General features: G+C 66.5%; 27 protein-coding genes. 18 read left to right on the forward strand and 9 right to left on the reverse strand.

The window, feature by feature from the left end; genetic code table 11:
• Positions 1-42: 42 nt before the first annotated feature.
• Positions 43-2,334 carry an NADP-dependent malic enzyme gene (locus tag ACNPP0_RS07305; protein WP_448705462.1) on the reverse strand — a complete coding sequence of 764 codons (2,292 nt, stop codon included), beginning with the start codon at positions 2,332-2,334 and terminating at the stop codon, positions 43-45.
• Positions 2,335-2,460: 126 nt separating this feature from the next.
• On the opposite strand from ACNPP0_RS07305, the gene ACNPP0_RS07310 reads away from it, so the two are divergent.
• The 5 genes from ACNPP0_RS07310 (at position 2,461) to ACNPP0_RS07330 (ending at position 6,546) form a co-directional block, all read left to right on the forward strand.
• Entirely contained in the window at positions 2,461-3,429 is a 969-nt protein-coding gene (locus tag ACNPP0_RS07310; RefSeq protein ID WP_448705463.1) for a LysR substrate-binding domain-containing protein, read from the forward strand.
• Positions 3,430-3,472: 43 nt separating this feature from the next.
• Positions 3,473-4,150 (forward strand): hypothetical protein, encoded by a 678-nt coding sequence (locus tag ACNPP0_RS07315; RefSeq protein WP_442880341.1) that lies wholly within the window; start codon positions 3,473-3,475, stop codon positions 4,148-4,150.
• Positions 4,147-4,641, forward strand: a complete 495-nt coding sequence (locus tag ACNPP0_RS07320; RefSeq protein ID WP_332611305.1) for a hypothetical protein — start codon at positions 4,147-4,149, stop codon at positions 4,639-4,641. Before ACNPP0_RS07315 ends, ACNPP0_RS07320 begins: the two co-directional genes overlap by 4 nt.
• A 69-nt stretch (positions 4,642-4,710) precedes the next feature.
• Entirely contained in the window at positions 4,711-5,535 is an 825-nt protein-coding gene (locus tag ACNPP0_RS07325) for an AraC family transcriptional regulator (RefSeq protein WP_448705464.1), read from the forward strand.
• A gap of 117 nt (positions 5,536-5,652) precedes the next feature.
• On the forward strand, positions 5,653-6,546 hold the full coding sequence (locus tag ACNPP0_RS07330; protein ID WP_448705465.1) for a DMT family transporter: 894 nt from the start codon (positions 5,653-5,655) through the stop codon (positions 6,544-6,546).
• Here ACNPP0_RS07330 and ACNPP0_RS07335 read toward each other — a convergent pair.
• Positions 6,533-7,045 carry a MarR family winged helix-turn-helix transcriptional regulator gene (locus tag ACNPP0_RS07335; protein WP_448705466.1) on the reverse strand — a complete coding sequence of 171 codons (513 nt, stop codon included), beginning with the start codon at positions 7,043-7,045 and terminating at the stop codon, positions 6,533-6,535. The genes ACNPP0_RS07330 and ACNPP0_RS07335 overlap by 14 nt on opposite strands.
• Positions 7,046-7,319: 274 nt before the next feature.
• Here ACNPP0_RS07335 and ACNPP0_RS07340 point away from each other — a divergent pair, with 274 nt between their 5' ends.
• Entirely contained in the window at positions 7,320-8,723 is a 1,404-nt protein-coding gene (locus ACNPP0_RS07340; protein WP_448705467.1) for an MATE family efflux transporter, read from the forward strand.
• On the opposite strand, the gene ACNPP0_RS07345 is transcribed toward ACNPP0_RS07340, so the two are convergent.
• Positions 8,695-9,606, reverse strand: coding sequence for a LysR substrate-binding domain-containing protein (locus tag ACNPP0_RS07345; RefSeq protein ID WP_448705468.1), 912 nt, complete (start codon positions 9,604-9,606; stop codon positions 8,695-8,697). The genes ACNPP0_RS07340 and ACNPP0_RS07345 overlap by 29 nt on opposite strands.
• 484 nt (positions 9,607-10,090) lie before the next feature.
• On the opposite strand from ACNPP0_RS07345, the gene ACNPP0_RS07350 reads away from it, so the two are divergent.
• Positions 10,091-10,861, forward strand: a complete 771-nt coding sequence (locus tag ACNPP0_RS07350) for a sulfite exporter TauE/SafE family protein (protein ID WP_448705469.1) — start codon at positions 10,091-10,093, stop codon at positions 10,859-10,861.
• A gap of 55 nt (positions 10,862-10,916) precedes the next feature.
• On the opposite strand, the gene ACNPP0_RS07355 is transcribed toward ACNPP0_RS07350, so the two are convergent.
• Positions 10,917-11,738, reverse strand: a complete 822-nt coding sequence (locus ACNPP0_RS07355; protein ID WP_448705470.1) for an SDR family NAD(P)-dependent oxidoreductase — start codon at positions 11,736-11,738, stop codon at positions 10,917-10,919.
• 395 nt (positions 11,739-12,133) lie between these two features.
• Between ACNPP0_RS07355 and ACNPP0_RS07360 the strand changes: the two genes are divergently transcribed.
• The gene (locus ACNPP0_RS07360; RefSeq protein WP_006221349.1) at positions 12,134-12,466 is read left to right on the forward strand and encodes a hypothetical protein; all 333 of its coding nucleotides are present in this window, start codon (positions 12,134-12,136) and stop codon (positions 12,464-12,466) included.
• A 306-nt stretch (positions 12,467-12,772) separates the two neighbouring features.
• Here ACNPP0_RS07360 and ACNPP0_RS07365 read toward each other — a convergent pair whose 3' ends face one another.
• Together ACNPP0_RS07365 and ACNPP0_RS07370 are read right to left on the reverse strand one after the other, a co-directional pair.
• Complete coding sequence (locus tag ACNPP0_RS07365) at positions 12,773-13,315, reverse strand: GNAT family N-acetyltransferase (protein WP_448705530.1); 543 nt, start codon at positions 13,313-13,315, stop codon at positions 12,773-12,775.
• Between the two features lie 52 nt (positions 13,316-13,367).
• Positions 13,368-13,937: a helix-turn-helix domain-containing protein gene (locus ACNPP0_RS07370; RefSeq protein WP_448705471.1), complete on the reverse strand. Its 570-nt coding sequence runs from the start codon at positions 13,935-13,937 to the stop codon at positions 13,368-13,370.
• Positions 13,938-14,034: 97 nt separating this feature from the next.
• Here ACNPP0_RS07370 and ACNPP0_RS07375 point away from each other — a divergent pair, with 97 nt between their 5' ends.
• The 8 genes from ACNPP0_RS07375 to ACNPP0_RS07410 all read left to right on the forward strand — a co-directional run bounded on the left by ACNPP0_RS07375 (position 14,035) and on the right by ACNPP0_RS07410 (position 21,240).
• Positions 14,035-15,555 (forward strand): phospholipase D family protein, encoded by a 1,521-nt coding sequence (locus tag ACNPP0_RS07375; RefSeq protein ID WP_442880339.1) that lies wholly within the window; start codon positions 14,035-14,037, stop codon positions 15,553-15,555.
• Positions 15,556-15,830: 275 nt separating this feature from the next.
• A complete protein-coding gene (locus ACNPP0_RS07380; RefSeq protein ID WP_448705472.1) occupies positions 15,831-16,541 on the forward strand; it encodes a 2OG-Fe(II) oxygenase in 711 nt (236 codons plus the stop codon).
• Positions 16,542-16,657: 116 nt separating this feature from the next.
• Positions 16,658-17,311 carry a DNA oxidative demethylase AlkB gene (gene alkB, locus ACNPP0_RS07385; protein ID WP_332611292.1) on the forward strand — a complete coding sequence of 218 codons (654 nt, stop codon included), beginning with the start codon at positions 16,658-16,660 and terminating at the stop codon, positions 17,309-17,311.
• Positions 17,312-17,554: 243 nt separating this feature from the next.
• Positions 17,555-18,607 carry a formylglycine-generating enzyme family protein gene (locus ACNPP0_RS07390; RefSeq protein ID WP_448705473.1) on the forward strand — a complete coding sequence of 351 codons (1,053 nt, stop codon included), beginning with the start codon at positions 17,555-17,557 and terminating at the stop codon, positions 18,605-18,607.
• Positions 18,608-18,669: 62 nt separating this feature from the next.
• Complete coding sequence (locus ACNPP0_RS07395; RefSeq protein WP_104142264.1) at positions 18,670-19,056, forward strand: VOC family protein; 387 nt, start codon at positions 18,670-18,672, stop codon at positions 19,054-19,056.
• 54 nt (positions 19,057-19,110) lie between these two features.
• Positions 19,111-19,920: an AraC family transcriptional regulator gene (locus ACNPP0_RS07400; RefSeq protein ID WP_448705474.1), complete on the forward strand. Its 810-nt coding sequence runs from the start codon at positions 19,111-19,113 to the stop codon at positions 19,918-19,920.
• Positions 19,921-20,066: 146 nt separating this feature from the next.
• Positions 20,067-20,450, forward strand: a complete 384-nt coding sequence (locus ACNPP0_RS07405) for a cupin domain-containing protein (protein WP_332611286.1) — start codon at positions 20,067-20,069, stop codon at positions 20,448-20,450.
• A 43-nt stretch (positions 20,451-20,493) separates the two neighbouring features.
• Positions 20,494-21,240: an SDR family oxidoreductase gene (locus ACNPP0_RS07410; RefSeq protein WP_332611284.1), complete on the forward strand. Its 747-nt coding sequence runs from the start codon at positions 20,494-20,496 to the stop codon at positions 21,238-21,240.
• A 10-nt stretch (positions 21,241-21,250) separates the two neighbouring features.
• Here ACNPP0_RS07410 and ACNPP0_RS07415 read toward each other — a convergent pair whose 3' ends face one another.
• Positions 21,251-21,787, reverse strand: coding sequence for an MgtC/SapB family protein (locus ACNPP0_RS07415; protein WP_332611283.1), 537 nt, complete (start codon positions 21,785-21,787; stop codon positions 21,251-21,253).
• A 151-nt stretch (positions 21,788-21,938) separates the two neighbouring features.
• Between ACNPP0_RS07415 and ACNPP0_RS07420 the strand changes: the two genes are divergently transcribed.
• Positions 21,939-22,721, forward strand: a complete 783-nt coding sequence (locus ACNPP0_RS07420; RefSeq protein ID WP_332611281.1) for an SDR family oxidoreductase — start codon at positions 21,939-21,941, stop codon at positions 22,719-22,721.
• A gap of 30 nt (positions 22,722-22,751) precedes the next feature.
• Here ACNPP0_RS07420 and ACNPP0_RS07425 read toward each other — a convergent pair whose 3' ends face one another.
• Complete coding sequence (locus tag ACNPP0_RS07425; RefSeq protein ID WP_332611280.1) at positions 22,752-23,444, reverse strand: HAD family hydrolase; 693 nt, start codon at positions 23,442-23,444, stop codon at positions 22,752-22,754.
• Between the two features lie 120 nt (positions 23,445-23,564).
• On the opposite strand from ACNPP0_RS07425, the gene ACNPP0_RS07430 reads away from it, so the two are divergent.
• Positions 23,565-24,314, forward strand: coding sequence for a 2OG-Fe(II) oxygenase (locus ACNPP0_RS07430; RefSeq protein WP_332611278.1), 750 nt, complete (start codon positions 23,565-23,567; stop codon positions 24,312-24,314).
• Here ACNPP0_RS07430 and ACNPP0_RS07435 read toward each other — a convergent pair.
• Complete coding sequence (locus tag ACNPP0_RS07435; protein ID WP_332611277.1) at positions 24,311-25,342, reverse strand: Bug family tripartite tricarboxylate transporter substrate binding protein; 1,032 nt, start codon at positions 25,340-25,342, stop codon at positions 24,311-24,313. The two genes, ACNPP0_RS07430 and ACNPP0_RS07435, sit on opposite strands and share 4 nt — an antisense overlap.
• Positions 25,343-25,434 lie beyond the last annotated feature (92 nt).

Below are 25,434 nucleotides of genomic sequence, written 5' to 3' on the forward strand. Positions count from 1 at the left end.
CCGGGCGGCGTGCGCGGGCACGCCGGACCGGCGGGACTCACTTCAACGTGGCGTGTTGACATCGACCACAGTCATCGCGGTCATGTTCACAATGCGGCGCACGGTCGAGCTTGAGGTCAGGATGTGCACCGGCGCGTTGCAGCCCAGCAGGAACGGGCCAACCGCCACGTTGCCGCCCGCCGCCGTCTTGAGCAGGTTGTAGGCAATGTTGCCGGAATCCACGTTCGGGCACACCAGCAGGTTGGCTTCGCCCTTGAGCGTGGACGACGGCAGGATGCGCATGCGCAGCGCTTCGTCCAAGGCGCAATCGCCGTGCATTTCGCCGTCGATTTCCAGCTCGGGTTCTTTTTCGCGCACGATTTCAAGCGCGCGACGCATCTTGGCGCCCGACGCGGAACTACCCGATCCGAAATTCGACCGCGACAGCAGCGCCACCTTGGGCGCCAGGTACATGCGGCGCATTTCGTTGGCGGCCGCGATGGTGAATTCGGCGATCTGCTCGGCCGTGGGCTCGTCGTTGACGTGCGTGTCCACCAGCACCACCGTACGCTCGTTAAGCAGCAGGATGTTCATGGCCGCGTACACGTTGTGGCCCGGACGGCGGCCGATCACTTCGTCCACAAATCGCAGGTGGTCATGGTACGCGCCCACAGAACCGCAGACCATGCCGTCGGCATCGCCCAGGTGCACCATCATCGCGCCGATCAAGGTCATGCGGCGGCGCATTTCCACGCGCGCCATTTCCTTGGTGATGCCGCGTCGGCACATGCGTTCCCAGTACGTCGTCCAGTACTGATGGAAGCGTTCGTCGTATTCGGGGTTGGTGACTTCAACGTCTTCACCCAGGCGCAGGCGCAGACCCAGCTTTTCGATGCGGGTCAGCAGCACGGACGGGCGTCCCACCAGAATGGGACGCGCCAGGCCTTCGTCCACCACGACCTGCACCGCGCGCAGCACGCGTTCGTCTTCACCTTCAGCGAACACGATGCGCGCCGGGCCGCCTTCGCGCACGATGCGCTTGGCGGCCGAGAACAGCGGCTTCATGAATGCGCCCGAGTGGTACACGAACTGCTGCAACTGTTCTTCGTAGGCTTCCAGGTCGGCCAGCGGACGCGTGGCCACGCCGCCTTCCATGGCCGCCTGGGCCACCGCCGGCGCGATGCGCACGATCAAACGCGGGTCGAACGGCTTGGGGATCAGGTATTCCGGGCCGAAAGAGATATCGAACGTGCCGTAGGCCGCGGCCACGACTTCGTTCTGTTCTTCCTGAGCCAGTTGGGCAATGGCGTAGACCGCCGCCTTTTCCATTTCACGCGTGATGGTGGTGGCGCCCACGTCCAGCGCGCCCCGGAAAATGTACGGGAAGCACAGAACGTTGTTGACCTGGTTCGGGTAGTCGGAACGGCCGGTGGCCATGACGACGTCATCGCGAACGGAATGCGCCAGTTCCGGCAAGATTTCCGGGGTGGGGTTGGCCAGCGCCAGAATCAGCGGGCGCGTGCCCATGGCCGCGACCATCTCGGGCTTGAGCACGCCGCCGGCGGACAGGCCCAGGAACACATCGGCGTCCTGAATCACTTCGGCCAGCTTGCGGGCATCGGTCTTTTGCGCGAAACGCGCCTTGTCCGGGTCCATGAGTTCGACACGGCCTTCGTAGACCACGCCTTCGATGTCGGTGACCCAGATGTTTTCCAGCGGCAGGCCCAGGTCCACCATCAAATCCAGGCACGCCAGGGCGGCGGCGCCCGCGCCCGAGGTCACGACCTTGACCTTCTTGATGTCCTTGCCCACGACCTTCAAGCCGTTGATGAACGCCGCCGATACCGTAATGGCGGTGCCGTGCTGGTCGTCGTGGAAAACGGGGATCTTCATGCGTTCGCGCAGCTTGCGCTCGACGGTGAAGCACTCCGGCGCCTTGATGTCTTCCAGATTGATGCCGCCGAAAGTAGCTTCCAGCCCGGCAATGATCTCGACCAGCTTGTCCGGATCGGTTTCGTTGATTTCGATGTCGAACACATCCAGGCCGGCAAACTTCTTGAACAGCACCGCCTTGCCTTCCATGACGGGCTTGGACGCCAGCGCGCCAATGTTGCCCAGGCCCAGCACGGCCGTGCCGTTGGTGATCACGCCCACCAGGTTACCGCGCGCGGTGTAGCGGTAGACGTTGGCAGGATCGGCCACGATTTCTTCACAGGCCGCCGCCACGCCCGGCGAATACGCCAACGCCAGGTCGCGTTGGTTGACGAGCGGCTTGGACGCCACCACTGAAATCTTTCCCGGGGTGGGAAACTCGTGATAGTCCAGTGCTGCCTGGCGGTCGGAGGGCGAATTCATGCGGCGGTAGCCTCGTGTGGCGAAATAAAGGGGTGACGTGAATATGGGAAAAATTCTAGGCGCGCAGACATAAGGTGTTGATTCGGATTTAATATCGTCCCATTACCTTTACCTTATGACGTGTCTATGACGGCCTTTGACCCGGATGCGGTAATCCGGAAACTGACCTCGCGGCTGAAGATGCGGCACCTGATGCTGCTGTTACAGATCGAGCAGCACGGATCGCTGACGCGCGTGGCCGAACACATGGCCACCAGCCAGCCCGCCGTGACGAACGCGCTGGCTGAACTGGAAAGCATGTTCGACGTGCCGCTGTTCGACCGTTCGGTACGCGGCATGACACCCACGCCGCTGGGCGCCGTGGTGCTGGCGCGGGCGCGCGGGCTGGTTCACGACCTGGGCCATCTGGTGCAGGAAATGGAGGCGGTGGCGGCGGGCCATGCCGCCCATCTGCACATCGGCGTCATTCCGTTTGTGTCCGGCCAGATGCTGTCGGCGGCCATTGGCCGCACCTTGCCGCAAGGCCGGCGCATCACCGCAACCATCCACGAAGGCCAGGGCCCCGCCCTGCTACGACAACTGCGCGACCACACGCTGGATGTGGTGGTGGGCTGGGCCACGCCATCGGTCGACCTGAGCAATATCGATTTTGAAGTGCTGTACCACCAGCAGCCCCGCCTGATCGCCAGCCGGCGCCTGGCGGCGCGGCTGGGGCGGTCGCGGCTGGAATGGGACCGGCTGGCCGACCTGGACTGGATTTTGGGCACGCCAGGCAGCCCCATCCGGGAACAGGTGGCGCAGATTTTCCTGCGTGCCGGGGTGGCGCCGCCGCCGCCGTCGGTGCAAAGCGATTCGTCCAAGCTGATCGGCGAAATGATTGTGGCCAGCGACCGCGCCGTGTCGATCCTGCCGGCCGATATCGCCGACGAACTGGTACGGATCGCGGGCGCGGCCATCGTGCCGTATTCGTTTGACTGGACGCTGCCGCCGATCTCGCTGTTCACACGGGCCGACGGTCTGCGGCGCAACGTGGACGCACTGTTCGCCTCGAAGCTGCGCGAGGTCTATACCAAGGGCGCGCGGCCGGGGAATTGAGCCGGGCGTTGACACGGGCGCTTGTCGACAAAATTGTCAACCAATGCAAACGTTGGGCCGTGCGCGGCCACCCCGATCCTATACTTGCGGCGCCAAGAATCATGCAGGAGGCCGCCGCTTGTTCCCCACCCCGCACTCAGACGCGCCGCGCCGCGCATTCGCCCTTGCCTTGATCGGCCTTGCCGCAACCGCCGCGCTGTCCGGCTGCAATTCGATGCTTAACGAAGGCACCGGCGCGGCAGCCGGTATCGCGGGCACGGCCATCGCCAACAAAGTCACCGACAACGCCACCGTGGCCACCGGCATCGGCCTGGGCGTACAGGCCGGCGCGAAAGCGGCCCTGGCCTACGCGCAGCGCAAGACGCGCGGCGAAGAGCAGGACGCCATCGCCACGGCCGCCGGCGCGCTGGACGTGGGCGCCGTGGGCCCGTGGCGCGTCAAACACCAGATTCCCATCGAAAGCGACGCGCAGGGGCAGGTAGCCGTCAGCCGCTTGATCGGCGGCGTGGGGCTGCAATGCAAGGAAGTCGTGTTTTCCATCGACACGCCTGCCGACAAGTCCGCCAACAAATCCGCCGACAAAACCGCCACCAAGGCCAACAACAAGGCCGAAGACGTACCCACGCGCGAGTTCTACGTCACCACCATTTGCCGCGACGGCGCGCAGTGGCGCTGGGCCAGCGCCGAGCCGGCCACGGCGCGTTGGGGGTCGTTGCAGTGATCCCGCGTGTTTGTGTATTGGCGCTGGCTGCCGGCGCCCTCTTGTCGGGCTGCCAAAGCTCGTCGATCGGCGGGGCCACGGGTGCCGTGGTCGGCACCGTCAGCGGCGCGGCCACGGCCAACCCGGTCGCGGGCTACGCCATCGGCGTGACCGTGCAGGCCGCCGTGGACGCCACGGTGAAATACGTGCTGCGCGAATGGAAGAACGACCAACAGAACGTGATGGCCAACGCGGCGGGCGACCTGCCGATCGGCCAGATCCGCCACTGGCAGATCCGGCATGCGCTGCCCGTGGGTAACGAAAACGGCGGGATCCAGGTCGTGCGCGATATCGACACGCCACTGACCCGCTGCCGCGAGGTGCTGTTCACGGTAGAACAGGAAGACGCGCCTGCCCCCGCCTACACCAGCCTGATCTGCCGCCAGCAAAACGGCCAGTGGAAATGGGCGGCGGCCGAGCCGTCGGTGGCGCGCTGGAACGGCTTGCAATAGGCTTGATCGCGCCGGGATCGGCAAGCGATACTGGGCCACCGCCACGCGCCCAACCCACCCTATCCGACCATGCCTTCCGGCCAATTCCAGATGCAGCGCAGCGTGCTTGCCGGCGTGCAGGCCGTTGCCGCGCGCAGCCTCCATGCGTTCGCGCGGCATACGCATGATCAGTTCGGTATCGGCGTGATGCGCCAGGGCGCGCAGGTGTCCCACAGCGGCCGGGGCCAGGTCACGGCCGGGCCGGGCCACGTCATTACGGTCAACCCCGGCGAAGTGCACGACGGCGCGCCCATCGGAGGCGCGCCGCGCGCCTGGCAGATGGTGTACCTGGATCCGCACGTGGTGATGGACGCCGCCGGCCACCTTGCCGAAGGCGGCAGCACGGCCGCCGCATACGAATTCGTACACCCGGCGCTCGACCAGCCCACGCTGGCCCATGACGTGTTGCGCCTGTACGCGCACGCAATCGGCAACCCCGCCCCGCTGGCTAGCGACGCGTTGCTGCTGCGCATCCTGGTGCAGGCGCAAGGGGACGGCGCGCCCGTTTTATCGGCCGACGCGCGCGTGGGCGTTCCCGCTTCCATCCGCCATGCGCAAGCCTTGATCGATGACGCGCCGGCCGCCGTGCTGTCCCTGGCCGACCTTGCCGCCACCAGCGGCCTCAGCCGTTATCAAGCGCTGCGCGCCTTTACGCGCGCCACCGGCATGACGCCGCACGCCTATCAGATGCAACGTCGGCTGCTGTTGGCGCGGCAGCTGATCCGGCGCGGCATGGCGCTGGCCGACGCCGCCGCCGCCAGCGGCTTTGCGGATCAAAGCCACATGACGCGGCTGTTTGCGCGCGCCTACGGCGTGTCGCCCGGCCATTACGCATCAGCGGCCCGCGCCGCCTGAGGCGGCGGGGAAGTTTCTTCAAGGGCGGCCGCTGCCCGATACCGCCCTGCAATTTCATTCAAGACCTCGCCCTTGCTTCCGCCCCATGCTGCGGTTTTCTTCAGCAAGGACTGCGCAATGAATGCAAGGGGCAAGTTCCAAGGCTATGGGTTTCTGGCGGCGGCGATGGTGCTGGTGGGCAGCACGGTCGTGGCCAGCAAGATCATCGGCGCCGGCATGCCGCCTTTTACCGCCACCGCCTTGCGCTTTGCCCTGGCGTTGCCGTGCTTTGCGGTGTTGATGGCAGCCACCGGCGCCCGCGTGCCGCGCCTTGGCGGGCGCGACTGGTTGCTGCTGGCCGCGCAAGCCATCGCGGGCAGCGTGGGCTACACGACACTGCTGATCGCCGGTCTGCAACACGCGTCGGCGGTGGACGGCGGCATCATCCTGGGCACGCTGCCGCTGGTGTCCGCCGGTATCGCGATGCTGCTGCTGGGCGAACGGCCCGGTAAGGCAACGTTGGGCGCAATCGCCGTGGCCGCCGCGGGCGTTGCGCTGATGGCGCGTGGCGGTGGTGACGCCGACACGCCCACGTCATGGACCGGCAACGCCTTGATTCTGGGCGCGGTGGTGTGCGAAGGGCTGTTCATCCTGCTGAACAAACGCTTGCGCGCGCCCGTGCCACCGCTGGCGCTGTCGACGGTGATGACCGGGTTTGGACTGGCGTTTTCGGCGCTGGCCAGCGTGGCCGAAGCCCCGTGGTCGCTCCCCTTTTCAAGCAGCGCGCTGATGGCGGTGGGCTACTACGCGCTAGTGCCCACGGTGGGCGGCTTTCTGCTTTGGTATGCGGGCGCGGCGCGCGTACGGGGCGCGGAAGCGGCGCTGTTCACCGCGTTGGCGCCGACAAGCGCCGTGTTGCTGGCGGCCATGGTGTTGGGCGAAACGGTGACGGCGGCGCAAGCGTTGGGCATGGGCTGCGTGCTGGCCGGCGTGCTGTGGCAGGCGGCGGCCGCGCGTCCTAGCCCCGGCTGAAGGCCAGGGCAAAATCCTCGGAAAAAATATCGGCCAGGGCATGCCGCAATGCCGCCGCGCGTTCGGTGCCGTAGGCCGCTTCAAAACGGCGCTGCGCGTCCTTCCACAAGCGTTTGGATTCGGCCAGTTTGGCGCGGCCCGCATCGGTCAGCGCGACCCGGCGGCTGCGGCCGTCGCGCTCGTCGCGCGATGTTTCCACATAGCCGTCGCGCTCCAGCGGTTTCAGGTTGTGCGCCAGCGCGGACCGGTCCAGCACCAGCGCGCGGGCCAGGTCCGTCATGGACGGCGCGCCGGCACGGGCGATATGCACCAGGATGGAATGCTGCGACACCTTCAAGCCGCACGGCGCCAGCACCGTGTCATACAACTGCGAGACGCGCCGGGTCGCCTTGCGCAAGGCGGCGCCGTTGCAGACGAGCGGGTCGGGAATCGGGCCGGGGGTTAAGCCGGAGGTCGGGCCGGGAATCGGACCGGACGTGGCGGGTTCAGCGTCGGACATGTGCGTGGCAAACGGTCGGGCAAAGTGAATCGGGCAAGCTCAATACGCTACTGCCGGGAACGGCTGGCGTCCAGCGCATTGTTGACAGATATTGGCATATGCACGTAAATTTTATCCCACCCTTTGACCCGCCGAGGTAGCGCCTTCGCAGTGTCCGTCGTGGTGTCTTTGCCGCGCCTTCCGTAGTGTCTTTGCAGCGCCGCCTTTCGCCCCGCCTTTGCCCCCTTTTGCCCCTACTCCGCCCTAGCCACCGCCCCCTTTCCGGCCGCCAACCATGTCAGCGACTCCCCCACCACGCCCTGCCAACGCGCGCTTGCAAGCGATGCTTCATGCGCCCATTGCCCCCACGCTGGCCCGCCTGGCCTGGCCCAATATCCTGATGATGTCGGCCCAGTCCGCCACCGGCTTGATCGAAACCTGGTTCCTGGCGCGGCTGGGCACATCGGTGCTGGCGGGCGTGGCGCTGGTCGTGCCGGTGCTGTTCCTGATGGGCAATATGTCGCAAGGCGCGATGGGCGGCGGCATCTCGGCCGCCGTGGCGCGAGCGTTGGGCGCAGGGCGCCAGGAAGAGGCCAACCAGTTGGTGCTGCACGCCGTTGTGCTCAATGCGCTGCTGGGCCTGCTGTTCTGTGTACTGCTGTTGGCCTTCGGCCCGCAACTGTATCGCGCACTGGGCGCGCAGGGCGACGCGCTGGACGCGGCGCTGGCGTATTCCAACGTCATCTTCGGCGGCATCATCCTGATGTGGTTGATGAACGCCTTCGCCAGCGTCATACGCGGCACCGGCAACATGCTGGTGCCCGGCGCGGTGATCTGCGGCGGGGCGCTGTTGCTGGTGCCCTTGTCGCCCTGCCTGATCTTCGGTTGGGGGCCGTTTCCCGCGCTGGGCGTGGCCGGCGGCGGCTGGGCGCTGGTCATCTACTACGGCGTGGGCGCGCTGATCCTGGGCCTCTACTGCGCCAGCGGCCGCAACCCGGCGCGGCTGGTCCTCAGCCGACTGCACCTGTCCCTGATGCGCAGCATTCTTAACGTGGGCGCGCTGGCCACGCTGAACCCGTTGCTGACAAACGCCCAGGTAGCGCTGATTGCCGCGTTGGTTGGCGCCTATGCCGGCACGGCGGCGGTGGCCGGCTACGGCATTGCCGTGCGGCTGGAATACCTGTTGATGCCCATCGCGTTCGGGCTGGGCGCGCCCATGGTGGCGATGGTGGCGTCCAACATCGGCGCGGGCCAGCCCGAGCGCGCCGTGCGCATCGCCTTGACCGGCGGCGCGATGGCCTTCGTGCTGGCCGAATCCATCGGCCTGGCAGCAGCGTTTTTTCCGGAAGCCTGGCTGCGATTGTTCGGCGCCGAGGACCACATGCTGCAAGCCGGCGCCCTTTACCTGCAAACGGTCGGGCCGGTGTATGGATTCTTTGCCTTGGGGTTTTCGATGTACTTCGCCTCGCAGGGCGCGGGCCGTTTGAAGTGGCCGCTATTGGCCGGCTGCCTGCGCCTGGTCACCGCCGTGGGCGCGGGCGGCATCGCCCTGCACCTGACCGGATCACTGATGGTTTTCTTTCTGGTGGCGGCCGTGGCAATGTGCCTGTACGGGCTGATCATCCTGGTCGCAATCGCGTCCGGCTCGTGGTTTCAGCGCTGCCATCTGTCTAAGGCCAGGCCGCTGCCGGGGTCTTGACGGGCGCGTCGCGCAACGCGCAGGCCACCAGCGCATCCGCGTATGCGGGCAGCGCGTCGCGCACGCACAGCACCAGATCGCGCGTGGCCCAATCGTCAGTCAGCGCTACGCGCTGCACGCCGGCCGCCCTGCCCAGGCGCACGGCCGCGGCACGCGGCACAATCGCAACGCCCACGCCCTGCCCCACCATTTTGCACACGTCATCAAAGCCGCGCAGGCGCACGCGGTATGACAGCATCTTGCCGCCACGGCGCGCATGATGCGCCAGGTGTTCTTGCAGTGCGCTGCCCTCAATCAGCCCCACGAAATCCTCGTCAGCCGCCTCGGCCAGCGCGACCGATCGCCGACCCGCCAGTGCATGCCCGCGCGGCACCACCAGGGTCAGCGGATCATGGCGAAAGACGCGCGTGTGCAGGCCGTGCAAGTCAGCCGAATCGGCCAGCACGCCCATGTCGCAGGCGCCCGCGCGCAGCGCATCGGCAATTTCCACGCTGGTGCGTTCTTGCAGGTCTACCGACACACGCGGATGGTCGCGCAGAAAATCGCCCAGCACTGGCGGCAGGTGTTCCGTAAGCGCCGTGGTGTTGCACAGCATGCGCACGTGCCCTTTCAGGCCCTGGCCGTAGTGGTCCAGTTCACCGCGCATGCAATCGATTTGCCCCAGCACGAGACGGGCGTGATGCGCCAGCGTGCGCCCGGCGGGCGTGGACTCGACCCCGCGATGCACGCGCAGCAACAGGGCGACGCCCAGCGTATTTTCCATGCCACGAATGCGTTCGCTGGCCGATGCCAGCGTCATATGCGTACGCTGCGCGCCGGCGGTAATGGAGCCGGTTTCGTACACGTTGAGGAATAGACGAAGGTCGGTCAGGTCAAATCGCATCCGGGCAGCGTAGCACGCGCTGGCTATGGCGTGACCATAGGCAAGCTACGCGATTTCCCGATCGCGTAGCGGTGCGTCGCGGCGCAGAATCAAAGTCCTTATATCCCCATTACGCTGCCCTTAAGCTGGCCCTTTCGAGCTCGCCCTTTCAAGCTCGCCCTTTCAAGCTCGCCCTTTCAAGCTGCCCCTTTCAAGCTGCCCCTTTCAAGCTGCCCCTTTCAAGCTGCCCCTTTCAAGCTGCCCCTTTCAAGCCGCCCCTTTCAAGCCGCCCCACTCACGCTGCCCTGACCCCGCCCCGACACTGCTCCGACGTTTCCTTTATGCCACCTTTACTCGGCCCTTATCCCCATGCTGACCGTCGCACCATGACTTTTGCGCCTATCAACCGCCTCGATCAAGCGCCCCTGCGCGCGCGTTTCTTTCTGGCCGATCCGACCCCGCGCGTCAGGGCCAGCCATAGGCTGGACGGCAATGGAGCAACGCCATGACCCCCGCCGACCTGGTGCCCGGAGGCACCCCGGCGATGCTGGCCGCCGTCATCGCGGTGTTCGTGCTGGCGGGCGTGGTGAAGGGCGTGGTGGGCCTGGGCTTGCCCACGATTTCGATGGCGATGCTGGCGTTGGTGATGGCGCCGGCGCAGGCGGCCGCCTTGTTGATCGTGCCCTCGCTGGTCACCAATCTCTGGCAAGCGCGCCCCTGGTCCACACTGCCGCACACCTTGCGCCGCGTTGGCGCCATGCAGGCCGGCATCTGCGTGGGCACGGTGGCCGGCGCGCTGTGGCTGGGCGTGCCCAGCGGGCAGTGGGCCGGCGTCGCCCTGGGACTGGCGCTGATCGCCTATGCGGCGTGGGGCCTGTTCGGCTTGCCCCCCAGCGTGCCACGCCGCCACGAGCACGCGCTGGGCGCGCTGGTCGGCGCGGTTACCGGCGTCATCACCGCCGCCACCGGTGTGTTCGTCATCCCCGCCGTGCCGTTCCTGCAAGCATTGAACCCGGGCAAGGACGGGCTGATCCAGGCCATGGGAATCTCGTTCACGGTGTCCACCGTGGCGCTGGCGCTGGGCCTGTGGATCAACGGCGGCTACAGCCCCCAGGCGGCCGGGTCGTCAGTGATGATGCTGTTGCCCGCGCTGGCGGGCATGGCGCTGGGGCAATGGCTGCGCAACAAGCTGTCGGCTCGGATGTTCAAGCTGTGCTTCATGATCAGCCTTGCCCTGCTGGGCGCCTGGCAGGTTGCGCGCGGCTGGGCGGGATGACGGGTACGCGAACGGGCAGGCACGGGCAATCAAGCCCGCTTTTCAGCCGCGGCCCTCATGCGGCCAGACGCCGTTCGTCGACAAAGCCGATGGACACCGACATTTCGCGCCATCGCGCCAATTCCTGCTGCACTGACTGGATCTTGCCGCGCGCCTGATCGAAGGCGTCGCGGCCCAGAAACAGGTGTAGCGGCGCGTATTGCGCGTGGGCCGCCTGGATCAGCGCCTGCGCGGCCTTGGCCACGTCGCCGCCATCTTGCGCGTGCGCCCCGCGCGCGGCGCGTTCCGGCGAACCGCCGCCGTCTTGCGGCGAACCCGCCCGCATCGCGCCCGGGTACACCAGCGACACGCGCACGCCCCACCCAGCCGCCTCGGCGGCCAGCGCTTCGGTCAGGCCACATACGGCGAACTTCGCCGCGCTGTATGCCCCCCATTCGGCATGCCCACCATCAAAGCCCAGGATCGACGACACGTTGATGATGTGGCCACCCGCCTGCGCCCGCATGCGCGGCAACACGGCGCGTATCACGTTCAGCGTGCCGAAGACGTTGATGTCGAACGCGGCTCGCACCTGCGCGTCGGACAGCTCGGCAAGCGATCCCGGGCAGGCAGCCCGCGCGTTGTTCACCACCACATCAACGCGGCCAAACGCGGCCACCGTCGCGTCCACCGCGCGGCGCACATTGCGATCGTTGGCCAGGTCCACCGTCAACGGCAGGAACTGGCCCTCAAGCTTGGCCCCGACCGCATCCAACAACGCATCGCCATCGCGCGACGTCGCCGCCACCTTGTGACCTTGGGCCAGCAGCATCTTCACCAACACCAGGCCCAAGCCCGTGGATGCGCCCGTCACCAGCCAGATTTTTTCGGAGTTCATGCGATTTTCTTCCCTTGCTTGCGTGCTTGCTTGCGTGCTTGCGGCGCCCGGCAAGATGCCTGGCGGCCGGCTCTGTTCGCCGCGCTTTCCGTAAAAAGCACCGCCGCTGAGCCTGGAAAGAATGTTAGAAATCGAGCGCCTCTGCGTACAGGCTTGTTCTTGCGTGAAACCTGCCTATTTCTACGTTGATGGTCCGTGCGGCTGCGCCGGACGGGGTTGCGCCCTGCGGTGTCGCCCTTCCCCCGCCGCGCCCGACTTGCCGCGCCCGCGATGGCCCTGGGATGGCCCCGTCTGGGCACCCCGACGCGGAATGTCGGATAATTCGGGTGTTTCCCGCCGCTGCATGCGGCGGATTTTTGTGGGCGCGCGTCGCCCGCCAGCATTCGGAGTCAACTATGCATCGCGGTATTCAGGCGATTGAACAATTCATGGAATCCATCGGCCTGACCTGGCGCCCCGGCTCGACCGAAAGCGCCGAGCTGCGCGTCAGCTACCGCATCGGCAACACGCGCCCCCTGGGCATCGACCGCACGCTGGTTGAATTCCATTGCGACGCCAAGCGCCCCAAGGTCTGGGTGCCCGAGTTCTCGCGCACCAGCTTTCACCAGTGGTTTGAAGTGCCGTTTCAGGAATTCGAGTTCACCCCCGGCGGCTCGATGCTGAAGATCAAGGCCCCCGCCCGCGGCAACGCGCCCCCGTACAGCGTGGGTATCAAGCCGCTGGCTTGATGGCATAACGTCCCTGCCTGCGGTAAGCGGCCAGGCTAGCGGGCCAGATTTGACTCGACCGGGTCAAATCTGGCCCGTTTTTATTGTGGACCTTCTTGCGTGTCTACCGCGATTGGGCTGTCAGGTACCGCAGCGACCTTGCCAGCCCAAAAGGGAAGCGGTGGGCGCCATTGTGGGCGCCCGCAAAAATCCTCTGGTTGGTCTTGATAGGGTTCCCAGACAGCCTCGCCGAGTTCATCGAATACAACGTGCCGTACACCTCGTTTCCCAAAGAGATCGACGAGCTCTGCGGCTTTGTCGACCCTGTCAAACCCGCTTGTACATGATCGTTGTCGCGTCCAGCTTGCCCGGATCGTGTGGGTCGCGGCTGAAGCCGGGGATCTGGCCTACCGTGACGTAGCCCAACGATGCGTATAGCGGTTCGGCGCTGTCGCCGCTGCGGGTGTCCAGGGTGAGCAAGGTGCGGCCCAGGTGGATGGCATGGGCTTCGGCGGTACGCATCAGGTCGCGGGCGATACCGCGGCGGCGGAAGTCGGGGTGGACCAGCAGTTTTCGGATCTCGGCGCGATGGGGTTGGTTGGGCGGGGTGTCGGTGTCCAGTTGCACCGACCCGGCGATACGGCCGTTCTGGCGTGCCACCCACAGCGACAGACGGCCGGCTTCTACCGCCGGCAGCACCTTGCTGCGCCAGAATGCCTGTGCGTCGTCGGGGGAATACGGCAGGACGAAGCTGACGCTGGCGCCGCCGTGCACACAGGCATGCAGCACGCTGCCCAGCTCGTTCAGGCAGGCGCGGGCGGCGTCAGCCGTCAACAAGGTTACGTCGGTATTGGCGCGGTGTAGTGTCATGGGTGTCATGGATGTCATGGGTGTCATGGGTGTCATGGACTTCATGGCGGGCTCAGACGATGAACAACAGGTAGCGGGCGCCACATTGCGGCGGGGTCACGAACAGGCTGGCGCCGAACAGCTGGTAGCGCAGGCAGTCGCCCGGCGCCAACGCGTACGTTTGCCCGTCCACGGTGATGGCCAGTTCGCCCTCAAGCATCAACAGGTGATGCTCCAGGCCAGGCCGGGGCGATTGGTCGTAGGCAATGCGGGCGCCGGGCGCCAGTTCGCAGGCCAGCACTTCGCCGGCCAGTTGCTGCGCGGGCGGGGACACCGAGCGCCGGCGAAAGCCCGCGCTGTCGTCTACCCACACGGCTTGAGCGCTTTCTGGGACGAGCGGCGCGAAGTCGTCTTCCACCATCATCATCAGGCGCGACATGGTCATGCCGTGCGCGGCGCACAGCTTGCCCAACACCGAGGCCGTGGGGCTGACCTCGGCGTTTTCCAGGCGGGACAATGTGGCGCGGCTGACGCCCGCCAGACCGGCAAGCTCGTCCAGCGACCAGCCGCGTTCCTGCCTTAGCGCGCGCAGCCGGTGGGCGATGCGGCGGTCCAGATCCAAGTCGTTGATCGCGTTTTCCATATCTGGGAATTTATCTCAGATGCGGAAATCGCACAAGAATCTGGCGGGAAAAGAATTTTCGGCACAATACGGCATGCTTTTGGCCAGAACCCTACTCATGTCCCTCCTTTGCCTTTCGTTTCTGGGTGGTTGCAGCCTGCCCCCGCTGGACAAGCGCCACGAATCACAGGCGCTGACGCCCGACGACGCGGCGGCAACCGCGCTGGGCCGTGGCATCACGCCGCTGGCCGCCGCGCACCCTGGCAAGTCGGGCATCCACCCCTTGGGCGATGCGCATGACGCTTTTGCCGCCCGGATGATGCTGGCCCGCGCCGCCGAGCGCAGCCTGGATGTGCAGTACTACATCTGGCACAACGACATGACGGGCACCATGTTGCTGGAAGCGCTGCACGCCGCCGCCGACCGGGGCGTGCGCGTGCGCCTGCTGCTGGACGACAACGGCACGGCAGGGCTGGACAAAGTGCTGGCCGCGCTGGATGCCCACCCCATGATCGAGGTGCGGCTGTACAACCCGTTTGTGTTGCGGTGGCCCAAGCCACTGGGCTACGTCACGGATTTCAGCCGCCTGAACCGGCGCATGCACAACAAGTCTTTCACCGCCGACAACCAGGCCACCATCATCGGCGGGCGCAACATCGGCGACGAGTACTTTGCCGCCACCAGCGGCGTGCTGTTCACAGACCTGGACGTGTTGGCGATCGGCGCGGCCGTGAACGATGTGTCCACGGATTTTGACCGCTACTGGAGCAGCGATTCGGCTTACCCGGTTGACCGGATACTGAAACCGGCCGGCCCGGGCGAACTGGACGCGCTGGAAGAGCAGGCAGCCAAAGTCGAGGGCTCGCCCGAGGCGGCGGCATACGCGCGCGCCATGAAGCGGCTGCCTTTCATCCGGCAGCTGCTGGCCGGCGAGCTGACGCTGGAATGGGCCGATACGCGCATGGTCAGCGACGACCCGCGCAAGACGCTGGGCACCGCGCCACCCGAGGCCATGCTGCCGCATCAGCTGCACGAAATCATCGGCGCGCCCACGCAGGATCTGTATTTGGTGTCGCCCTATTTTGTGCCCACCGCCCGTGGCACCGAGGCATTTGGAAAGCTGGCGCAAAGCGGGGTCAAGGTCCAGGTGCTGACCAACGCGCTGGAAGCCACCGACGTGGCGGTGGTGCATTCCGGCTATGCCAGGCGCCGCAAGGACTTGCTGGCCAGTGGTGTGGAACTGTTCGAGATGAAGCGGCAGGCGCGCGGCGCGGATCGCAACAAAAGCATGGGACCCTTTGGCAGTTCGGGTTCCAGCTTGCATGCCAAGACCTTTGCCGTGGATGGCCGGCGCGTGTTCGTCGGATCGTTCAACTTCGATCCGCGATCCGCCACCTTGAACACCGAGCTGGGCTTTGTCATCGACAGCCCCACGCTCGCGACCGGCATCGCCAACGCCTTCCAGCAAGAGGTTCCCAAGCTGGCCTACCGTGTATGCCTGGACGAGCAGGGCAACCTGATCTGGGAAGAACAGCGCGATGGCAAGACGGTGCGCCACGATACCGAGCCCGGCACGTCGGCGTGGAAGCGGTTCTCGGTATGGTTCGTTTCCCTGCTGCCGCTGGAATCGCTACTGTGACGGGTGACTTGCGGCGGCGATCCGTGGCTGTAGCCCCCGGCCTTTGCCCGCTGCCTCTGCCCGCTGCCTTAGCCCGCTGCCTTAGCCCGCTGCCTTTGCCCGCCGCCGCCGGCCCGCTGCCGTGGCACGCGGCAGTGGTACGTCTTGAGACGCGCTGCTATAACGTTCGTAATGTTCCATTTGCCGAGCTTATCGCCATCGCAACAAGCGGAGTTCGGCGCGACCCCTGCCGGACGTAGATTCACCGTTTTGTTTCATCGCACTTGCCGATCGCCATGGATGCCCCGCCCCGCCCCGCGTTGCCCGATTTTGACTGGACCGCCATCACGCAATCATTGGACGCGCACGGCAACGCCATCGTCCCCCGCCTGTTGACGCCCGCGCAATGCGACGAATTCGCAGGCGGGTACGACGAGCCCGATCGTTACCGCAGCCGCATTGTGATGGCGCGGCATGGCTTCGGGCGCGGCGAATACAAGTATTTTTCCTACCCATTGCCGCCCTTGCTGCATGACCTGCGCACGGCGCTGTATCCGCGCCTGGCCCCCATTGCCAACCGCTGGAACCGGCAGCTGGGCATTTCAGTGCAATACCCGAACGAGCACGCCGCCTTCCTGCAACGTTGCCACGACGCCGGCCAGTGCCGCCCCACGCCGTTGATCCTGCGATACGGCCCGGGCGACTACAACTGTCTGCATCAGGACTTGTATGGCGAACACGTGTTCCCCCTGCAAGTGGCCATCTTGCTGTCGCGTCCCGGCCATGACTTCACCGGCGGAGAGTTTGTCATGCAGGAAACCAGCAGCCGCGAACAACGCGTCGACGTGCTGCCGTTGCAACAGGGCGATGCGCTGATCTTCACCGTTAACCTGCGCCCCGTGCCAGGCGCGCGCGGCTGGCGCAAGACGGCGATGCGGCACGGCGTCAGTGCGCTGCACACAGGCCTGCGCCACACGCTGGGCGTGATCTTTCATGACGCGCAATAGGCTGCCCGCCGAACGGCCCCCCGCAAAATAGGCTCCCTGCAAAATAGGCTCCCCGCACAATAGGCCGCCGCACGATGGGCCGCCACACAATGGGCCGCCACACATTAGTCCCCGCCATGACCCTGAACCTGTTCGACGACGAAGACATTGCGCAGCACGGCCGTGACCAGATCGGCCCACAGTCCTTTGTGCTGCGCGGCTTTGCGCTGGCGGACACCGACGCGCTGCTGCAAGGCGTGGACACCGTGACCGCGCAATCGCCCTTTCGTCACATGCGCACGCCGGGCGGCTACACCATGTCGGTGGCGCTGACCAATTGCGGCGAATGGGGGTGGACGACGGATGCGCACGGGTACCGCTACACGCGCATCGATCCGCTGTCCGGCCAGCCCTGGCCGGCGCTGCCCGCCGCCTTTCTGCGACTGGCACAAGCCGCCGCCCGGGAAGCCGGCTTTCCCGGTTTCACGCCGGACGCCTGCCTGGTTAACCGCTACGAACCGGGGTCTCGCTTGTCCTTGCACCAGGACAAGAACGAACGCGATTTCGACGCGCCGATCGTGTCGGTGTCGCTGGGCATGCCCGCGCTGTTCCTGTTCGGTGGCGACGACCGCGCCGACAAAGCGGCGCGCGTGCCCTTGTTTCATGGCGACGTGGTGGTCTGGGGCGGCGTGGACCGCCTGCGCCATCACGGCGTGATGCCGATGAAGGAAGCGCCGCATCCCCGGCTGGGCAGCCAACGCATCAACTTCACGCTGCGCAAGGCAGGCTGACATAGGAGCCTGCAATACGAGGCTGCAATAGGAGGCTGCAATAGGAGGCTGAAATCGGGAGCTGAAATCGGGGTCTGACATCAAGCCTGACATCGAGACTGACATCGGGGCCGACACTAGGGTTGACCGCGTCTGGCCGTGCACGAATGGCCGCCCTACACTTTCGCACCCCTGCCCGCGCCCGCGTCGGGCGCACTTCGCCCCCGCCCTATTGCGCCCCTTGCGCTTATGCCGCCGACAATCATGCGTACCCGCCTTCGCCCGCTACTTGCCCGCCTGCTATCACCCCGCCTGCTATCGCCCCGCCTGCCCTTTGCCGGCCTGTGCCTGGCCGGCGCGGCGCTGTCCCTGCCCGCGCCGGCCGCCGAGCCGCCCGCGCTGCTGGTCAATTCGCTGGACATGAGCTTCGTGGCCATACCCGCCGGCACGTTCCAGATGGGCAGCGACGAATCGGCCGAGACGCTGTCCCGCGACTACCCCCAATATCCTGAAGACCGTTTCACTCAACTGTTTGACGAGGCGCCGGTGCACACGGTGCGCATCACCCGGCCCTTCTATCTGGAACGCACCGAGGTCACGGTCGGCCAGTTCAAGCGCTTTATCGAGGCGTCCGGCTACGTGCCCGAGTCCGAGGCGGACGGCACGGGAGGCTATGGCTACAACGCCGCGTATGACCCTGACAAATCCGAACGCGGCGACGCCTTCGAAGGGCGCGACCGCCGCTATTCCTGGCGCAACCCCGGCTTTGCGCAGACCGACGACCACCCGGTTGTGAACATCAGCTGGAACGACGCCACCGCCCTGGCGCGCTGGCTGACCCAGCAGGAAGGCCACGTCTACCGCCTGCCCACCGAAGCCGAATGGGAATATGCCTGCCGCGCCGGCACCCGCACGCGCTATCAGAATGGCGACGACCCGGCTGGCATGGCCGACGCGGGCAACGGTTTTGATGCCGACACCGCGCCCCTGTGGCCAAAATGGCACGCATTTGCCACCCCGCGCCACGACGGCAACACCTTTACCGCGCCGGTGGCCAGCTACGCGCCCAACGCCTTCGGCCTGTACGACATGCACGGCAACGCCTGGGAATGGGTGTCGGACTGGTATGGCGAAGACTATTACGCGCAGTCGCCCACCGACGACCCCACCGGCCCGGCCAGCGGCAACGTACGGGTGCGCCGGGGGGGGTCCTGGCATACCTGGGCGCTGTACACGCGTTCGTCCTATCGCAACTGGAATACGCAGGAAACGCGCTACCCGCTGGTCGGCCTGCGCTTGGTGCGCGAGGCCGATTAAAGGAAAAAGGGGCCTGGGCGGGTTAGCATAGCCGCACGCTTAACCTCAAAGAGAGTCCTGACATGCATTCGCTGGGCCGTCTCGTCCTTCTCGTGAACGACTACGACACCGCCATTTCCTTCTATCAAGACAAGCTGGGCATGGAGGTATTCGCAGATATGCCCGTGGGCCAGCAGCGCTATGTGCACCTGCGCCTGCCCGCCCAACCGGCGGTGGGTGTCTGGCTGCTGCAAGCGCTGACGCAGGCGCAACGCGACCGCGTCGGCGACCAGACCGGGGGCCAGCCGGTGGGCGTGTTCTACACCGACGACGTCATGCGCGACCACGGCAGCTTTGTCGCGCGCGGCGTGCGCTTCACCAAAGAGCCCGTCCATGACGACACCACCGTCTACGCCCACTTCATCGACCTGTACGGCAACGAGTTCGTACTGGTCCAGGTGAAGGCGTAACCCCCCTGACCTAGCCATTACGCTAGCCCAGCCTTAACCCCAAGGCAGGCCGCCATGACCCGCGCCACACCGACTCAGGACTGGATCCTTCGCGCCGCCGACACCGGCCACGTGGAGCGCATCGAAGCCTACTTCGGGGGTCATGGTTACGACATGCACCGCCACGACACCTACGCCATCGGCCGTACGCTGGCGGGCGTGCAGAGCTTTAACTACCGCCGCGCCGTTCGGCACAGCCTGCCCGGCGGCACCATCGTGCTGCACCCCGACGAAGCGCATGACGGCCAGGCGGGCACCGAGGCCGGCTTTCATTACCGCATGCTTTATGTCGAGCCCGCGCTGATCCAGCAGATTCTGGGCGGGCGGCCCTTGCCGTTCATCCCGGGCGGCATCTCGGCCGACGCCCGGCTGTACGGCGCCAGCGGCGCGCTGCTGCAAGACACGCACGCGGCGCTTGACCCCTTGCAGGAAGACGACGCGTTATACGACCTGGCGCATGCACTGTGCGCCGCCGCGGGCAGGCCGCGCGGCCGCCGCTGCGCCGACTACGTCGCCACCGAGCGCGCGCGCCAGTACATCCACGCGTCGCTGGACACCACGATCACGCTGGACGCGCTGGCCCAGGCCGCGGGCAAAGACCGCTGGAGCCTGTCGCGCGATTTTCGGGCCCTGTTCGGCACCAGCCCCTACCGCTATGTCATGCTGCGCCGGCTGGATTTGGCGCGCCGCCTGATCGCGGCCGGTGCGTCGTTGGCCGACGCCTCGGCCGGCGCCGGCTTTACCGACCAAAGCCACCTGACACGCCGCCATGCGCAGACCTACGGCATGACGCCCGACCGTTGGCGCCGCATGCTGCACCGCTAGTGCGCGCGGCGGCCAAAGAAAATTACAACAGCCGGCAACGGCCCCGGAACCCTCCCACCCACCTGCAAAACCTGCAAGAACGTACAAGACGCCAAGCCGGCCCACGCCCTAAGCTTGCGGGGTCATCATTTATCCAGGCTTTCAAAATGCCCCCCATTTCCGCCATCAACATTGCCGGCAAGCTGGCCCTGTTCAACGAACACTGGCGCCCCAAGGTCATCGCGCAGATGAACGACTACCAGTTCAAGGTGGTCAAGGTGCAAGGCGAATTCGTCTGGCACAGCCATGCCGACACCGACGAAACCTTTATCGTGATCAGCGGCCGCCTGCGCATCGACCTGCGCGACGGGCAGACCGACCTGGGCCACATCGACCTGGGGCCGGGCGACATGACCGTCATCCCCAAAGGCGTGGAGCACAAACCCCGCGCCATCCAGGAAACGCACCTGATGCTGGTGGAACCCTGTGGCGTACCCAATACCGGCGACCAGGGCGGCGCGCGCAGCGCGCCCAACGACGTCTGGATCTGACGGCTCCGGTTCTGCTACCGTGAATCGCATCCAGGAGAACACCATGCCTAAAGTCATACTCGTTACCGGCGGCAGCCGGGGTATCGGCGCCGCCATCGCCAAGCTGGCCGCGCGCCGGGGTTACGCGGTGGGCATCAATTACCGCACCCATTCCGACGCCGCCGACGCCGTGGTGGCCGACATCCAGCAAGACGGCGGCACCGCGCTGGCCATCCAGGCCGACGTGTCGCAAGAGGACGATGTGCTGCATATGTTCCGCACGCTGGACGAGCGCCTGGGCCGCATCGATGCGCTGGTCAACAATGCGGGCATTCTGGAAACGCAGATGCGGCTGGACGAAATGGAAGCCGACCGCCTGCTGCGCGTGCTGTCCACCAACGTCATCGGCGCTTTTCTGTGTGCGCGCGAAGCCGTGCGCCGGATGTCGACGCGGCATGGCGGCCAGGGCGGCGCCATCGTCAACGTGTCGTCGGCCGCCGCGCGCCTGGGCTCGCCCAATGAATACGTGGACTACGCGGCATCCAAGGGCGCGCTGGACACGATGACCATCGGCCTGTCCAAGGAAGTGGCGCCCGAAGGCATCCGCGTCAATGGCGTGCGCCCGGGCACCATCTACACCGACATGCACGCCAGCGGCGGCGAACCCGGCCGAGTCGACCGCCTGAAAAGCGTCATCCCGCTACGGCGCGGCGGCTCGGTGGAAGAAGTGGCCGGCGCGGTCATGTGGCTGTGTTCCGAAGAAGCCGGCTACACCAGCGGCTCGTTCATCGACGTGTCCGGCGGCAACTGAACGCCGTTGTTCAGCCGTTGCGCGCCGGCTTGTCGTCGGTGGCGATCAGGCCGTTTTTTTCCTTGCGCTCTGAGATACGGGCCTCGACGCGGCGCAGCACGGCCAGGACGAATAGCGCCAGCAAGGTGCTGACCAGCGCCGTGGCCTCGCGCCCCATGCCCGCCGCCACGCCAATGGCCGCCGTCATCCAGATGCTGGCCGATGTGGTCAGCCCATGGATCTCGCGTTCATCGCTGAGCTTGATGATGGCGCCCGCGCCCAGAAAGCCGATGCCGGCGATCACGCCTTGCAGCACCCGGCTGATGTCGCCCACTTCCATGCCGCCTTGCAAGGGCACCAGCACGAAGATTGCCGCGCCCAGCGCCACCAGCATGTGCGTGCGCAGGCCGGCCGCCTTGCCGCTGCGTTCGCGCTCATAGCCCAGCAGCCCGCCCAGGAACACCGCCATCCCCAGGCGCAGCACAATGCGCGTGGCTTCACCGACGTCGGGAATATCCGCGAATTCGCTGCGTACCGTAGACCAGATTTCCAGCCAGACCTGCGCCATCTTTCGCTTCCTGCAAGACAAGGGTGAAGCAGCATAGCAGGCACGCCGGTGCCCGCGCCATGCTGCGTTTCCTTACTGGTTTGGACCGCGCAACTGGTTTACAACGATGGCGTGCGCCGCATGTGCGGGCGCGAATTCACAGGAGGCAGACATGGACTTGCAGCTGGCCGGAAAACGCGTGCTGATCACGGGCGCATCGAAGGGTATCGGGCTGGCGTGCGCCGTGGCGTTCGCGCGCGAAGGCGCGGACCCGATCCTGGTGGCGCGCGACGATGCCGCGCTGCATGCGGCCACCGCGTCCATCCGCGAACACACGGGCTGCGCGGCCCAGGCCGTGACGCTGGACCTGGCACAGCCCGGCGCGGCGGAACGGCTGGCGCAAGACACCGGCCCCATCGACATCCTGGTGAACAACGCCGGCGCCGTGCCCGGCGGCGCGCTGGATCAGGTGCAGGACGAACGCTGGCGCGCGGGCTGGGAATTGAAGGTGCATGGCTACATCAGCCTGGCGCGCTGCTATTACCCGCACATGCGCGAAGCGGGCGCGGGCGTCATCGCCAACATCATCGGCATGGCGGGCGCCGCGCCGCGCGCCGACTACATCTGCGGCGCGGCGGCCAATGCGTCGCTGATCGCCTTTACCCGCGCGTTGGGCGGTGAAGCGCCACGCCACGGGGTGCGGGTCTTTGGCGTGAACCCGTCGCGCACGCGGACCGACCGCGTGCTGACCCTGGCGCGGCAACGCGCGCAAGCCCGTTGGGGCGACCAGGAACGGTGGCAGGAAACGCTGTCGGATCTGCCGTTCAACCGGCTGATGGAGCCCGCCGAAGTGGCCGACATGATCGTTTTCGGCGCATCACCGCGCGCGGGCTACCTGAGCGGGACCGTCATCGACCTGGACGGCGGCGAGCAATACGCGAATTACGGGAAATAGCCGGCGCGGGCAAGATCGCGGCAAGCCCGATCAGCGCGCCCCGGCCTGCCAGCCGGCCAGCAGCGCGGGCAGCTGGTTCATGTCGGTGAACACGTGGGCCACGCCCACATTGCGTAGCGCCTCGGCGCCGCTGTGGCCGTTGGCGTCGGGGCTGTAGCCGAACACCGTGGCGCCCGCGGCCACGCCGGCGGTGGCGCCGGTGACCGTGTCTTCCACAATGGCGCAGCGCTTGGGGTCTACGCCCAGCGCCTGGGCGGCGGCCAGGTAGACGTCGGGAAACGGCTTGCTGCGCGGCATTTCGTGGCCGCTGAAAACGCGTCCGTCAAAGCAGTCAGCAATGCCCACCTTGACCAGTTGCAGCTCAACCTTGCGGCGGTCGGCGCCGGACGCCACGGCGATGCGGCCGTCCAGCGTGCGGTGCAAGGCGCGCACGGCGTCGGGCGCGCCGGGAATTTCAAGCAGGTCGCGGTCCAGCGCGGCGTTGCGGCGCTGGCGGAAATCGTCGAACCATTCCGGCCCCAGCTTGGCGCCGGTGCGCGCTTCAATCAGCGGCAGCTCGTCCTTGACGGCCTTCCCGGTGAAGATCTGCATGGCTTCTTCGTGGGTGATGTCCCAGCCCAGCTCGTTCAACATCTGGGTCAGCACATGGCTGGTGATGGGTTCGGAATCGACCAGCACGCCGTCACAGTCGAACAACACGGCGTCAAAGGGAAAATCAGTCATTGCGGGCGGGATTGGGGCGGTTCATGAAGCGGGTAAGCATACTGCATGGTCTGCAAAGCAAACTTCGGCAGCAAACGTCGATAGCAAAGTTCGGAGTGACGCCGGCCGGCGCGCAAGCCTATGCTGAGCCACGCACAAAACGCCCGCCACGCCACGATGCCCGACCCGACACCACCAGAACGCTCCACCGACGCCCGGCCCGACATCCGACCTGATAGCCGGCAAGCCTTGCACCGCCCCCTGGACCACACGGACTGGGGCCAGGTATTCCGGGACCTGGACGCGCAAGGCTGGGCGCTGTTGCCTGGCTTGTTTGCGCCGGACGCCGCGCGTCGGCTGGGCGGCGCCACAGTGCCCCCCGCGCTGGCTGCCATGCGGCCGGTGCTGTACCGGCATCTGCTGCCGATTGCGCGCGCGTGGGAAGCCGCCTTGCAGCTGCCCGATGTCGAGCCCAACGTCCCCCCCGACGCTTACCCCGACGACTTCGCGGCCTGGGCGCAGCGCAATCGCGACGCCGGCCAGACCCGCCCGCTGTCCGCCATCCGCACGCTGAGGGAAGGCGACTATCAAGCCTTGATGCATCACGACAACGGGCAAGCCGTGTTCGGGCTGCAACTGGTGGCGCTATTGTCCGAGCCCGATGTGGATTTCACAGGCGGGGAATTCGTCATGACCGAGCAGCGCCCGCGCATGCAGTCGCGCCCCATGGTGCTGCCCCTGGCGTTGGGCGACGCGGCGGTAATCGCGGTGTCGCACCGGCCGGTGCAAGGCGCGCAGGGCATCTACCGCGTAACCGCCCGGCACGCCATCGGCCGGGTGCGGTCGGGGCGACGCGTGGGCTTGGAGCTGCTGCTGCACGACGGGTGCTAGTTGTCCGCCGTGATATTGCCGTCGGCCACCACCTTGGCGAACACCGTCGTCTGCGCCTTGATGAAGGCGCGGAATTCGTCCTGGCTCATGGGCTGGACCTCGCCGCCCAGGTCGCGGATGCTGGCCACGAATTTCTCGTCGCGCAGGCTGCGATCAATGGCGGCGGCCAGCTTCTGCTGCACGTCCGGCGGGGTGCCCGCCGCCACGAAAACGCCGAACCAGTTTTCCAGCGCATAGTCCTTCAACGACGGCGTTTCAGCCACGGCCGGGATGTCCGGCGCGAACGAGGCGCGCTTGGCCGACGTGACGGCCAACGGCTTTACCTTGCCGCTTTTGATGAAAGGCAAGGCGCCCGCCAGGCTGACAAACGTCAGGTCAACGCTGCCCGCCGCCACATCCACCAATTGCGCCGACGCGCCCTTGTACGGCACGTGCACCATCTTGATCCCGGCCAGCTGTTGCAGCAGCTCACCGTTCAAATGCTGCGGGTTGCCCACCCCGCTCGTGGCGTACGTGAGTTTGTCGGGATGCGCGCGGCCATACGCCACCAGCTCTTTTACATTGCCGACCGGCAGCTTGGGGTTAGCCACCAGCACATTGGGCACGCGCGCGATCAGCGCGATCGGCACCAGATCCTTTTCCGGCTGATATTGCATCTTGCTTTTGAACACCAGCGGATTGATGGCGGTTTCGCCCGCCGACCCCAGTAGCAAGGTGGTGCCGTCCGGCGCCGAACGCACCACCGTTTGCGCGCCCAGCATGCCGCTGGCGCCGGGCTTGTTTTCCACCACCACGCCCTGCGGCATTTCGCTGCGCAGGCGCTCGGCCAGCAAGCGGCCCATGCCGTCCACACCGCCCCCCGCGGCAAACGGCACGATCAGGCTGATGGGCCGGCCGGTATCGGCCGCCACGGCCGAGGCGGCGGGGATGAGGGCGGCGCCCAGCCCGAAGGCCAGGGGCAGCATGAGCGTCAGACGCAAAGGCAGAGCGCGCGCTGTCGCGGCGGCAAGCTGTCGGATGGGGGGCATGGCAAGTCTCCTGTTTGGCGTTCAGCCTGCTGGGCATTCGGCCGGTTCGGCCTGTTCGAATGACGGCCGGGTTTTTACTTAATTGCATTTTA

It is taken from the genome of Achromobacter semiaridum (assembly GCF_053543755.1).